Here is a 12,588-nt window from a genome sequence, read left to right on the forward strand (position 1 = left end):
CCTGGCGACCAACACTTGCACGGAGGCGACCACCTTTGCCGTGGAGCATGCAATGCTGCAAAACATTCAATTTCTGCTGTTGCCCGGGTTCTCGGCCATGGGCTTCATCAGTGCCCTGGAGCCGCTGCGGGTAGCCAATCGGTTCAAGGGGCCGTCCTACCGTTGGCAGGTATTGAGCCTGGATGGCGGTGCGGTGCAGGCCAGCAACGGCATGTCGGTAAACGCCGATGCGGCGCTGGCCGCGGGCGAGCCTGCCGGCATCCTGCTGATCGTGGCCGGTTTCGATCCCTTGGCCTGTTATGGCCCGGCGCTGCAACAGGTGCTACGCCGCCTGGATCATGAAGGGGTGATACTCGGCGGCATCGACACGGGTGCAGTGGTACTGGCCGAGGCCGGCCTGCTCGACGGCCATCGCGCCACCGTGCACTGGGAGGCGCTGGAAGCGTTCAAGGAAAACTACCCGAGCCTGCAGGCGACCCAGGAGTTGTTCGAGATCGACCGGCGGCGCATCACCTGCGCTGGCGGTACGGCGTCGATCGACCTGATGCTCGACCTTATTGCACAGGCCCATGGCAGCGAACTGGCGGTGCAGGTGTCGGAGCAATTCGTGCTCGGGCGTATCCGCCAGCGACAGGACCACCAGCGCATGCAGATTGCCAGCCGCTATGGCATCAGTAACAAGAAACTGGTGAAGGTGATTGGCGAAATGGAGCGCAATACCGAGCAGCCACTCAATACCCAGGTGCTGGCTGAAGCGGTGCAGGTGACCCGGCGCCAGCTGGAGCGGCTGTTTCGTGTGCACCTGGACGACACGCCCAGTGGGTTCTATTTGCGACTGCGGCTGGACAAGGCGCGGCAGTTGTTGCGCCAGACCGACATGAGTGTGCTGGAGGTGGGGGTGGCTTGCGGGTTTGAGTCGGCCTCGTACTTTACCCGCTGTTATCGGGCGCGGTACCAGCGTTGCCCGCGGGAGGACAGGTTGGCCAGGGCAGTTTGATTTCCTCCTGCACTGGCCCTATCGCCGGCAAGCCAGCTCCCACAGGTATTGCACAGGCTTTGAGTGCCGTGGGGTACCTGTGGGAGCTGGCTTGCCGGCGATAGGGCCTGCGCAGGAAACAGGGATTTCACTGCTGGCCGATGGACTGCAAATACTCCGACCGGTCATCACTGCGCTGGGCCACGCAGGTATCCCAGGCCGCCTGGAATGCCTTGCTCCCCTGCTTCTCGGCATAGGTCTCGACCTTGCAATCAGCATCGCGCAGTTGCGTCCACAGCTTCTCTGCCGCGTCCATGCGCCCGATCAGGGCAGTGGCCTGGTCGCCTTCGTCGGCATATTGATCGCGGATGCGCTGGATCAAGTCATCGTAAGCCGACTTCAACTCCCGCTCGGCCGTCTGCTTGTTGAACGCCGCGCAGGCGTAGGTCTGCTGGTCGGTGTCGACGTTGTCGCACGGGGTGCTTTCTTCCTCGCCGGCCTGGGCGCCCGATACGACGGCCAGCAGCGCCAGCCATGCCAATGATTTCATCCCTTTTCTCCTCAACAGGCTGACGAATCGCAGGGATTCTCGCTCAGACGAAGGCGCGTGGGTAGCCACCTGTCCAAATGTTCATAAAGCAGCCCGAAAGGTCGTTAACGCGACTGCCTCTCATCGCCAGACGGCGTGCCAGAGGGCGTGTTGTCGCGCATTGACGCTTTCGGCAAACCCCCTGTCGTTTTTGCATCGGGGCGCCTTTGGGCACAGGCATATGCTGGCCCCAAAGCGCCGACACAAGGTTTGGCGCCAACCATTCAATAAAAGGGGACAGCCTGATGAGCCCAGCCGAACTTCACGCCGACAGCATCGTCATCGACGGCCTGATCATTGCCAAATGGAACCGCGAGCTGTTCGAGGACATGCGCAAAGGCGGGCTGACTGCGGCCAACTGCACGGTGTCGGTCTGGGAAGGCTTCAAGGCAACCGTCGACCAGATCGCCGCCAGCCAGAAGCTGATCCGCGACAACAGCGACCTGGTGATGCCGGTGCGTACCACCGCCGACATCCGCAAGGCCAAGGAACTGGGCAAGACCGGCATCCTCTTCGGCTTCCAGAACGCCCATGCGTTCGAAGACCAGATCGCCTATGTGGACGTGTTCAAGCAGCTGGGCGTAGGCATCGTGCAGATGTGCTACAACACCCAGAACCTGGTGGGCACCGGCTGCTACGAGCGTGACGGCGGGCTGTCGGGCTTCGGCCGCGAGATCGTGGCGGAAATGAACCGCGTCGGCATCATGTGCGACCTGTCCCATGTCGGCTCCAAGACCTCCGAAGAGGTCATCCTCGAATCGAAAAAACCGGTCTGCTACTCCCACTGCCTGCCGTCGGGCCTTAAAGAGCACCCGCGCAACAAGTCGGACGCAGAGCTGAAATTCATCGCCGACCACGGCGGCTTCGTCGGCGTGACCATGTTCGCGCCGTTCCTGGCCAAAGGCATCGACTCGACCATCGACGACTACGCCGAAGCCATCGAGTACACCATGAACATCGTCGGTGAAGACGCCATCGGTATCGGCACCGACTTCACCCAGGGCCATGGCCAGGACTTCTTCGAGTACCTGACCCACGACAAGGGCTACGCCCGTCGCCTGACCAACTTCGGCAAGATCATCAACCCGCTGGGCATCCGCACCGTGGGCGAATTCCCCAACCTCACCGAAACCTTGCTCAAGCGCGGCCACTCCGAGCGTGTGGTGCGCAAGATCATGGGCGAGAACTGGGTCAACGTCCTCAAGGACGTCTGGGGCGAGTAAGCCGCTCTCCAAGCCTGATAGCCCCTGCCAGCAACGCCGGGGCACCCACATAAAAATTTGTATGGAGTTGAGTTTCCATGGCCAAGATCGCCCCGCAATTGCCAATCGAAGTCGACAGCGAGACCGGTGTCTGGACCAGTGACGCCTTGCCGATGCTGTACGTGCCGCGCCATTTCTTCGTCAACAACCACATCGGCATCGAGGAAGTGCTGGGTGCCGACGCCTATGCCGAGATCCTCTACAAGGCCGGCTACAAGTCCGCCTGGCACTGGTGTGAAAAAGAAGCCGAGTGCCATGGCCTGGAAGGCGTGGCGGTGTTCGAGCACTACATGAAGCGCCTGAGCCAGCGTGGCTGGGGCCTGTTCGAGATCCAGGACATCGACCTGGACAAAGGCACCTGCAGCGTCAAGCTCAAGCATTCGGCGTTCGTGTACGTGTACGGCAAGGTTGGCCGCAAGGTCGACTACATGTTCACCGGCTGGTTCGCCGGCGCAATGGACCAGATTCTCGCTGCCCGCGGCAGCTCGATCCGCACCGTGGCCGAACAGGTCTACGGTGGGTCGGAAGAAGGCCACGAAGATGGCCTGTTCGTTACAAAGCCGTTGTAAGCCGGAGATAGCGTCATGGCATTCGAAGCAATGTTCCAGCCGATCCAGATCGGCAAACTGACCATCCGCAACCGTGTGCTCAGCACCGCGCACGCCGAGGTCTACGCCACTGACGGCGGCATGACGACCGACCGCTACGTGAAGTACTACGAAGAGAAGGCCAAGGGCGGCATCGGCCTGGCGATCTGCGGCGGCTCGTCCGTCGTCGCCATCGACAGCCCGCAGGAATGGTGGGCGTCGGTCAACCTGTCGACCGACCGCATCATCCCGCACTTCCAGAACCTGGCCGACGCCATGCACAAGCATGGCGCCAAGATCATGATCCAGATTACCCACATGGGCCGTCGCTCGCGCTGGGACGGCTTCAACTGGCCGACCCTGATGTCGCCGTCGGGCATCCGCGAACCGGTGCACCGCGCCACCTGCAAGACCATCGAGGTGGAAGAGATCTGGCGCGTCATCGGCAACTACGCGCAGGCTGCGCGGCGTGCCAAAGAGGGCGGCCTGGACGGCGTGGAACTGTCGGCCGTGCACCAGCACATGATCGACCAGTTCTGGAGCCCGCGGGTCAACAAGCGTACCGACGAATGGGGCGGCACGTTTGAAGGCCGCATGAAGTTCGGCCTGGAAGTACTTAAAGCCGTGCGCGCTGAAGTGGGCGACGACTTCTGCGTGGGCATGCGCCTCTGTGGCGACGAGTTCCACCCTGATGGCCTCAGCCACGAGGACATGAAACAGATCGCCGCGTATTACGACGGCACCGGCATGCTCGACTTCATTGGCGTGGTCGGCTCGGGTTGCGACACCCACAACACCCTGGCCAACGTCATCCCGAACATGAGCTACCCGCCAGAGCCGTTCCTGCACCTGGCAGCCGGCATCAAGGAAGTGGTCAAGGTCCCGGTACTGCACGCGCAGAACATCAAGGACCCGAACCAGGCCACGCGCATTCTTGAAGGCGGCTACGTGGACATGGTCGGCATGACCCGTGCGCACATGGCCGACCCGCACCTGATCGCCAAGATCAAGATGGGCCAGATTGACCAGATCAAGCAGTGCGTCGGTGCCAACTACTGCATCGACCGCCAATACCAGGGCCTGGATGTGCTGTGCATCCAGAACGCCGCGACCTCCCGTGAATACATGGGTGTGCCGCACATCATCGAAAAAACCACCGGCGTCAAACGCAAGGTGGTGGTGGTTGGCGCCGGTCCTGCCGGCATGGAAGCAGCCCGCGTGGCTGCCGAACGTGGCCACGATGTGACCCTGTTCGAGAAGAAAGACCAGATCGGCGGGCAGATCACCATTGCCGCCAAGGCACCGCAGCGTGACCAGATCGCCGGCATCACCCGCTGGTACCAGCTGGAGCTGGCGCGCCTGAAAGTGGACCTGCGCCTGGGCACCGCTGCCAGCGTGGACGCCATCCAGGACCTGCGCCCGGACGTTATCGTGCTGGCGGTGGGCGGCCATCCGTTCGTCGAGCAGAACGAGCACTGGGGCGCTGCCGAAGGGCTGGTGGTCAGCAGCTGGGACGTGCTCGACGGCAAGGTTGCGCCGGGCAAGAACGTGCTGGTGTACGACACCATTTGTGAATTCACCGGCATGTCGGCAGCAGACTACATTGCCGACAAAGGCAGCCAGGTCGAGATCGTCACCGACGACATCAAGCCGGGCGTGGCCATGGGCGGCACGACCTTCCCGACCTACTACCGCAGCATGTACCCGAAAGAAGTGATCATGACCGGCGACATGATGCTGGAAAAGGTCTACCGCGAAGGCGACAAGCTGGTGGCGGTGCTGGAGAACGAGTACACCGGTGCCAAGGAAGAACGCGTGGTCGACCAGGTGGTGATCGAGAACGGTGTGCGGCCTGATGAAGCGCTGTACTACGCGCTGAAAGAGGGCTCGCGCAACAAGGGCCAGATCGATGTGGAGGCGCTGTTTGCCATCAAGCCACAGCCGATCCTCAGCCAGCCGGGCGAAGGTTACCTGCTGTACCGCATCGGCGACTGCGTGGCCCAGCGCAACGTGCATGCGGCGATCTACGACGCCTTGCGCCTGTGCAAGGATTTCTGATCGCACCGCCTTTCTAGAGGCGGGACTGGCCCCCCTGTAGGAGCGGCCTTGTGCCGCGAAAGGGTCGCGAAGCGGCCCCAGCATTTCATCAGTATCAAGGATGCTGGGGCCGCTACGCGGCCCTTTCGCGGCACAAGGCCGCTCCTACAGGGGTCCGCGCTGGCCTTTGGGGTGGCGCAAGAATCTAGCTGTTGTGGGAGCCTCCCATGTTGAACACCCTTCTACCCATCCTGCTGTTCGCTGCCCTTGGCCTGGCGGTGCTCGGCGCCCTGCGCCGGGTGCGCATGTGGCGGCGTGGCCGGGCCTCCAAGGTCGACCTGATCGGCGGCCTGCTGGCCATGCCGCGCCGTTACCTGGTGGACCTGCACCACGTCGTCGAGCGCGACAAGTACATGTCCAAGACCCACGTGGCCACCGCTGGCGGCTTCGTGCTGTCGGCCGCGCTGGCGATCCTGGTGCATGGCTTCGGCCTGCAGAGCAAAATCCTCGGCTACGCGCTGCTGGTGGCCACGGTGATCATGTTCACTGGCGCCATCTTTGTCTTCAAGCGCCGCCTCAACCCGCCTGCGCGCCTGTCCAAAGGCCCATGGATGCGCTTGCCGAAGAGCCTGTTGGTGTTTGCCGCAAGCTTCTTCATTGCCACCCTGCCGGTCGCCGGCATCCTGCCTGCCAACACGGGTGGCTGGGTGATGGTGGCAGTGCTCGGCCTGGGCGTGCTGTGGGGCGTGTCGGAGCTGTTCTTCGGCATGACCTGGGGCGGCCCGATGAAGCACGCCTTCGCCGGTGCGCTGCACCTGGCCTGGCACCGCCGCGCCGAGCGCTTTGGCGGCGGACGCTCCACCGGCCTCAAGCCGCTGGACCTGGAAGACCCGACCGCTCCACTGGGCGTGGAAAAGCCGGCGGACTTCACCTGGAACCAGCTGCTGGGCTTCGACGCCTGCGTGCAGTGCGGTAAATGTGAAGCCATGTGCCCGGCCTTTGCCGCTGGCCAGCCGCTGAACCCGAAAAAGCTCATCCAGGACATGGTCATCGGCCTGGCCGGTGGCACGGACGCCAAGTTCGCCGGTAGCCCGTACCCGGGCAAACCGATCGGTGAACACGGCGGCCACCCGCACCAGCCGATCGTCAATGGCCTGGTCGACGCTGAAACGCTGTGGTCGTGCACCACCTGCCGTGCCTGCGTCGAGGAATGCCCGATGATGATCGAGCACGTCGATGCCATCGTCGACATGCGCCGCCACCTCACCCTGGAAAAGGGCGCCACCCCGAACAAGGGCGCCGAGGTGCTGGACAACCTGATCGCCACCGACAACCCCGGCGGCTTCGCCCCAGGCGGTCGCATGAACTGGGCAGCTGACCTCAACCTGAAACTGCTGTCGGAGGTGAAAACCACCGAAGTGCTGTTCTGGGTTGGCGACGGTGCCTTCGACATGCGCAACCAGCGCACCCTGCGTTCGTTTGTCAAAGTACTGAAGGCTTCGGGCGTGGACTTTGCCGTGCTCGGGCTGGAAGAACGCGACAGTGGCGACGTGGCCCGCCGCCTGGGCGACGAAGCGACCTTCCAGCAACTGGCCAAACGCAACATCCAGACCCTGGCCAAGTACCAGTTCCAGCGCATCGTCACCTGCGACCCGCACAGCTTCCATGTGCTGAAGAACGAGTACGGCGCATTGGGCGGCGAGTACCAGGTGCAGCACCACAGCACCTACATGGCCGAACTGATCGCGGCCAACAAGCTCAACCTCGGCCAGCACAAGGGCGGCAGCGTCACCTACCACGACCCGTGCTATCTGGGCCGCTACAACGGTGAGTACGAAGCGCCGCGTGAAGTGCTCAAGGCGCTGGGTATCGAAGTGCGCGAGATGCAGCGCTCGGGCTTCCGTTCCCGTTGCTGCGGCGGTGGCGGCGGTGCGCCGATCACCGACATCCCGGGCAAGCAGCGTATCCCCGACATGCGCATGGACGACATTCGCGAAACCGAGGCCGAGTTGGTGGCCGTGGGTTGCCCACAGTGCACCGCCATGCTCGAAGGCGTGGTCGAGCCGCGCCCACAGATCAAGGACCTGGCCGAGTTGGTGGCCGACGTGCTGATCGAAGAGGACGCACCGTCTGCCGCAAAGCCGCAAACGGCCAAACGTGAACCTGCGGAGGTGCACTGATGAGCGATATTATCCGCCGCGACCCACGCGCCGAGTGGATCGCCCGTAACCGCCTGCACCCGCTGCATGCGGCCATGCAGACGCAACAAACCAGCTGGATGGGGCCCAATGGCCTCATCCGCAAGAACCCTCATGCGATTGCTGCAGGCTTCATCGGGCCGGCCGGCATCAAGCGCATCGACCGTAGCGGCGCCCAGCAGGGTACCGGTGTGGGCGGGCGGCGCACGGCGGCGGCAGAGGTCAAGCTGCCGCTGCACCAGGTACCGGCGCCGGCGTTCTACATCGCGGTGGTGCCGGACATGGTCGGTGGCCGCCTGAGCAGCCACGACCGCGACCTGCTCGGCCTGGCCCACAGCCTGGCCGGTAGTGACGGCGCGGTGCTGGCGGTGGTCTTTAACGAGCACAAGGAAAGCAACTTTTCCACAGCTGGCGTCGACCGTCTGCTGGTCGTCGAGGGCGAGGCCTTCGAGGGTTATGCACCGGAGCAACTGGTGCAGGGCCTGCGGGCTGTGGATAACCAGTTCACCCCGCGCCACTGGCTGCTGCCTGACAGCCGCACCGGGGGCGGCGAACTGGGTCGACGCCTGGGCGCGGCGCTGGGCGAACGCCCCGCCACGCGCGTATGGCAGGTCAAGGACGGCCAGTGCATCGGCCGCGCCGGTGCCGGCCAGCAAGACCTGCAACGCGCGGTGCCACGCCTGATCCTGGCGGCTGCCGAGTGCGCCGAGCCGGTTAGCGAAACCCGTCACGAAGCCTTGCCGGTGGAGTTGTCCACAAGCGTGGCGCGCAGCCTGTCGCGCATCGAAGACCTGGGCTCGGTGGCCGTGGACCCGGCCACCATTGCCATGGCCGAGGCCGAGTTCATCATCTCGGGCGGCAACGGGGTCAAGGACTGGGACCTGTACCACCAGGCCACCGCAGCCCTTGGCGCCACCGAAGGCGCCTCGCGGGTGGCGGTGGACGACGGCTTCATGCCGCGCAACCGCCAGGTGGGTGCTACCGGCACCTGGGTTACCGCGCGGGTGTACGTGGCTGTGGGTATCTCGGGTGCCATCCAGCACCTGCAGGGCATCGGCGCCTGCGACAAGGTGGTGGCGATCAACATGGACCCGGGTTGCGACATGATCAAACGGGCGGACCTGTCGGTGATTGGCGACAGTTCGGCGATTCTCAAGGCATTGATCGAGGCTGTGGACAACTACCGCAGCGGCGGTCAGCGCGACGCGGCATAAGGGCACGAGCATGAGTACGAAAGTGATCAGCCTGGTTTCCATCGGTGCTCACCCAAGCTCCGGGCGCGCCCGCCGCGCCGAGCAGGATGCCCGCGCCGTGGAACTGGGTTTGCAGCTGGCTGGGGATAACTTGCAGGTGGTACATGCCGGCAACCCACAGGAAGAAGCATTGCGCGCCTACCTGGGCATGGGCCTGGACCATCTTGACGTGCTGGAGCAGCCGGCCGGTGCCGATGTGCTGGGCGTGCTGGGGGATTACCTGCGCGACGCCGGAGCACAGCTGGTGCTGACCGGTAGCCAGGCCGAGACGGGGGAAGGGTCGGGCATGTTGCCATTTCTGCTGGCCGAAAAGCTTGGCTGGCCGTTGATCGTGGGGTTGGCCGAGGTGGAGTCGATCGAGAACGGCACCGCTCAGGTATTGCAGGCCTTGCCGCGGGGCCAGCGGCGCCGGCTGAAAGTGCGCCTGCCGTTGCTGGCGACTGTGGATAACGCTGCGCCCAAGCCGCGCCAGAGCGCTTTTGGGCCTGCGCGTCGGGGGGTATTGGCGGCGCGTAACGTGGCCATTGTCGAAGATGAGCTGTTGGCTGACGCCGAGCTGCAACCGGCCCGTCCAAGGCCCAAGCGCTTGAAGGTGATCAAGGCCAAGAGTGGCGCCGACCGCATGAAGGCCGCGACGGCCAAGGCCAGTGGCGGTGGTGGCAAGGTGCTGAAGGACGTTTCGCCGCAGGAAGGCGCTGAGGCAATCCTCAAGTTGCTGGTGGAAGAGGGCGTATTGCGCTGAGTCCCCTGGGGGCGGCCTGTGTGACGCGATGGGCCGCTTGGCAGCCCCCTGACAATCCTGAGGCAGAATCCAGATCCTGGGGCCGCGCTGCGGCCCCTGCGGCACAATCCATAGCCCAGTCCCCTGTGTATAAGTTATTCATTTCCCCCGTCACATGCCTGGATTCCGGCAAACTGGACGAACTGTCAGGTACGCTCCGTTTTGCCCACGGAATCTGTTCGCCAAGGTGTGGATAAATTGTTGGTGCATGGCTAGGAGCCTTATATAACGGCGCTTACACGGTTTAGATCATAAAATGATCAGCTTCCGTCGGCTTCGCCTGAGGCGGTCAATGCTGGTTCTTGTCGAGGCTTTCCCACAATCTCTGTTAGCCGCTCTGTGGATAATCTGTTTGAGAGCGGCTGTAGGCCCCGCCGTTCCTGTCTTCGAATGCTTTGATCAGAAAACAGCCAATCGGGCTCTAACACTGCTCTGGCTTACGTTCTCGGTGAGTGCAGGTAAAAACTCAGGATCACCCAAGTCAGAACCTGTGAATAAGTACCAAGAACCTATCATTTCTATCAGTTAGCAGTCCTGTTTCAGGCGAGTAGAATGAGCGATCACTATCGGCTGAGCGTTCATCATGCATGGCATGCTGCAACCCGTTATCCCTACCCACATGGGCGGGACTCCAAGGTCGTATTCAGCATACGGGGCCTATGCTGGTGCAAGGAATATTGCCTTCGCCGGGCAGATGGTCGATCGCCTGACGGGTTGCTATCACCTGGGCAATGGCCGGCGAACCTACAACCCTGTGCTGATGCGCTTTCACTCTGCCGACTCACTCAGCCCTTTCTCGGAGGGTGGGCTGAATGCCTATGCCTACTGCGGTGGCGACCCGATCAACCGGGTCGACCCCAGTGGCGCCGTCCCGGCCACCCGGTCCGCCCGCCCCCAGGTCGACGTGATTAGCCCGGTGCTCAGTGGCATAAGCATGTTTTCAAGTTCGGTGACGCTGGGCGGGGCTGTCACACGAACGGCCAGAAACGTGGTCGCCCGCTTGCAAAGCCAGCATTCCGGTACGCCCTACACCGAGCCGAGCCTAAGATCCCGGATTGGTAATACAAGCCTTTTCTACACAGGAGGAATGGGGGTTGCAGGCACCGCATTGAGCGGTGTCGAACAAGGGTGGATTGGTAATGTACTGACCAGTAACGGCCGTCGCCTGGGGCTGGGCAACGCAATTGGGAACATCAGCGGTGGCTTGTTCTCCAACGCCGAGGCGGCACAGGCTGTATGGAGGGGGGTAGGACAGCCCGGAGTGTCGGGGGTAAGGGTAGCCTGGGAGACATTCTATGAAGTCACCGGTGTGCGCATGGTTGTCGAAGGGGCTTCGTACGTGTGGGGCAGAGGCACGGCACTCGGGGCCAGGATCGCTTCGGCAGGTCGAGCAGCTATTGATGCATGGCGTCGCTGGGGTACTGAACCCAGTGCGCCGCCTCCGTCTCCGAATCGGGACATAAGGCGACGATAAACCCACTGGCACGGCAATTTGCCCTGCCAGTGGGTGGTACGGGTTACTGCGCCTGCACCTCCTTCAGATACGGCGCCGGTTCCGCCCCCAGGTTGTTCAAAACCCGCTGGCTGTACCAGTCAATGAAGTTCACCACGCCAAACTCGTAGGTTTTCGAGTACGGCCCAGGCTGGTACGCCGTGGAATTAATGCCACGCTGGTTTTCTTCCGCCAGGCGGCGGTCCTGGTCGTTGGTGGCGTCCCACACCTTGCGCATGCGCTCTGGGTCGTAGTCCACACCTTCCACGGCGTCCTTGTGCACCAGCCACTTGGTGGTGACCATGGTTTCCTGGGCACTGATCGGCCACACGGTGAACACGATCATGTGGTCGCCCATGCAGTGGTTCCACGAGTGCGGCAGGTGCAGGATGCGCATCGAGCCCAGGTCCGGGTTCTTGATGCGGCCCATCAGTTTCTGGCAAGCCTGCTTGCCGTCCATGGTCATCGATACCGTGCCTTTGAGCAGCGGCATGCGCACGATACGGTTACGCAGGCCGTGGCTCTTGTGCAGATACGGGATCTTTTCGGCTTCCCAGGCGGCGGCCGAAGCGGCCACGTGGTCCTTGAATTCCTGGCTGGCGCGCGGGTCGTTGGTGTCGTCCCACTCCAGCAGGGTTTGCAGCAGCTCCGGGTGCGAACCGCTGCAGTGGTAGCACTCGCGGTTGTTTTCCAGCACCAGCTTCCAGTTGGCCTTTTCCATCAAGGTGGTGTGCACCGCCACCTTGGTGTTCTCCATGTCGTACGGTTCCATGTAGTGTTCCAGGGTGGCCAGGAACTCGTCGATGGCAGGCGGGTTTTCTGCCAGGCTGATGAAGATGTAGCCACCGGCCACCTTCACATGCACTGGCTTCAGGCCGTACTCCTTCATGTCGAAGTCGGCGCCCATTTCGGTGCCAGCGAACAGCAGGCGGCCGTCCAGTTCGTAGGTCCACTGGTGGTAATGGCAGACCAGCTTGGCCACCTTGCCTTTGTCGCTGACGCACAAACGCGAACCACGGTGGCGGCAGACGTTATGGAAGGCGTGCACCTTGCCTTCGGCACCACGCACCACCAGGATCGGGTTTTTGCCGATCTGCAGGGTGATGTAGTTACCTTTCGCCGGAATTTCGCAAGTCATGCCGGCGATCAACCATTCTTTCTGGAAGATCTCCTGCATGTCGATCTGGAACAGACGCTCGTCGGTGTAGAAAGGCTGGGGCAGCGAGTAGGTGCGCTCGCGGGTCTGCAGCATCTCGGCGGTAGCCTTGCGTGCAGGTTCCAGTGGATCGCCCAGGCTCAGGGTTGCGGTGACGTCCATCGTGTATTCCTCGGGGCCGTGTGCGGCCGGCAAAAGGTGGCTAATCGTTGTTGTTGCCGCAAGGCTTTTTTCAGCGGCTCTTTGTTTAAACAGCT

Annotated in this window: 10 protein-coding genes; 8 read left to right on the top strand and 2 right to left on the bottom strand. The window is 62.8% G+C overall.

Going from position 1 to position 12,588, the window contains the following annotated elements; all coding sequences use genetic code 11:
• The first annotated feature begins 52 nt into the window (after positions 1–52).
• The gene (locus MRBLPB4O_RS01485; protein WP_341797338.1) at positions 53–997 is read left to right on the top strand and encodes a GlxA family transcriptional regulator; all 945 of its coding nucleotides are present in this window, start codon (positions 53–55) and stop codon (positions 995–997) included.
• 127 nt (positions 998–1,124) lie between these two features.
• On the opposite strand, the gene MRBLPB4O_RS01490 is transcribed toward MRBLPB4O_RS01485, so the two are convergent.
• The gene (locus MRBLPB4O_RS01490; RefSeq protein WP_306381436.1) at positions 1,125–1,526 is read right to left on the bottom strand and encodes a lysozyme inhibitor LprI family protein; all 402 of its coding nucleotides are present in this window, start codon (positions 1,524–1,526) and stop codon (positions 1,125–1,127) included.
• 284 nt (positions 1,527–1,810) lie between these two features.
• Between MRBLPB4O_RS01490 and MRBLPB4O_RS01495 the strand changes: the two genes are divergently transcribed.
• From MRBLPB4O_RS01495 to MRBLPB4O_RS01525, 7 genes are all read left to right on the top strand, one after another.
• Positions 1,811–2,788, top strand: a complete 978-nt coding sequence (locus tag MRBLPB4O_RS01495; protein WP_009682902.1) for a dipeptidase — start codon at positions 1,811–1,813, stop codon at positions 2,786–2,788.
• Between the two features lie 77 nt (positions 2,789–2,865).
• Positions 2,866–3,396: a DUF5943 domain-containing protein gene (locus tag MRBLPB4O_RS01500; protein ID WP_016497619.1), complete on the top strand. Its 531-nt coding sequence runs from the start codon at positions 2,866–2,868 to the stop codon at positions 3,394–3,396.
• 15 nt (positions 3,397–3,411) lie between these two features.
• On the top strand, positions 3,412–5,472 hold the full coding sequence (dgcA, locus tag MRBLPB4O_RS01505) for a dimethylglycine demethylation protein DgcA (protein ID WP_341797339.1): 2,061 nt from the start codon (positions 3,412–3,414) through the stop codon (positions 5,470–5,472).
• 206 nt (positions 5,473–5,678) lie between these two features.
• Entirely contained in the window at positions 5,679–7,631 is a 1,953-nt protein-coding gene (gene dgcB, locus MRBLPB4O_RS01510) for a dimethylglycine demethylation protein DgcB (protein ID WP_341797340.1), read from the top strand.
• Positions 7,631–8,863, top strand: a complete 1,233-nt coding sequence (locus MRBLPB4O_RS01515; RefSeq protein WP_016497622.1) for an electron transfer flavoprotein subunit alpha/FixB family protein — start codon at positions 7,631–7,633, stop codon at positions 8,861–8,863. The genes dgcB and MRBLPB4O_RS01515 overlap by 1 nt, the downstream gene beginning before the upstream one ends.
• Positions 8,864–8,873: 10 nt before the next feature.
• Positions 8,874–9,644, top strand: coding sequence for an electron transfer flavoprotein subunit beta (locus MRBLPB4O_RS01520; protein WP_016484524.1), 771 nt, complete (start codon positions 8,874–8,876; stop codon positions 9,642–9,644).
• A gap of 658 nt (positions 9,645–10,302) precedes the next feature.
• Positions 10,303–11,157, top strand: coding sequence for an RHS repeat-associated core domain-containing protein (locus tag MRBLPB4O_RS01525; protein ID WP_341798851.1), 855 nt, complete (start codon positions 10,303–10,305; stop codon positions 11,155–11,157).
• Positions 11,158–11,200: 43 nt separating this feature from the next.
• On the opposite strand, the gene gbcA is transcribed toward MRBLPB4O_RS01525, so the two are convergent.
• On the bottom strand, positions 11,201–12,493 hold the full coding sequence (gene gbcA / locus MRBLPB4O_RS01530; RefSeq protein ID WP_059394973.1) for a glycine-betaine demethylase subunit GbcA: 1,293 nt from the start codon (positions 12,491–12,493) through the stop codon (positions 11,201–11,203).
• Between the last annotated feature and the right edge of the window lie 95 nt (positions 12,494–12,588).

The sequence above is a fragment of the Pseudomonas sp. LPB4.O genome (genome assembly GCF_038383825.1).
GTDB lineage: Bacteria > Pseudomonadota > Gammaproteobacteria > Pseudomonadales > Pseudomonadaceae > Aquipseudomonas > Aquipseudomonas putida.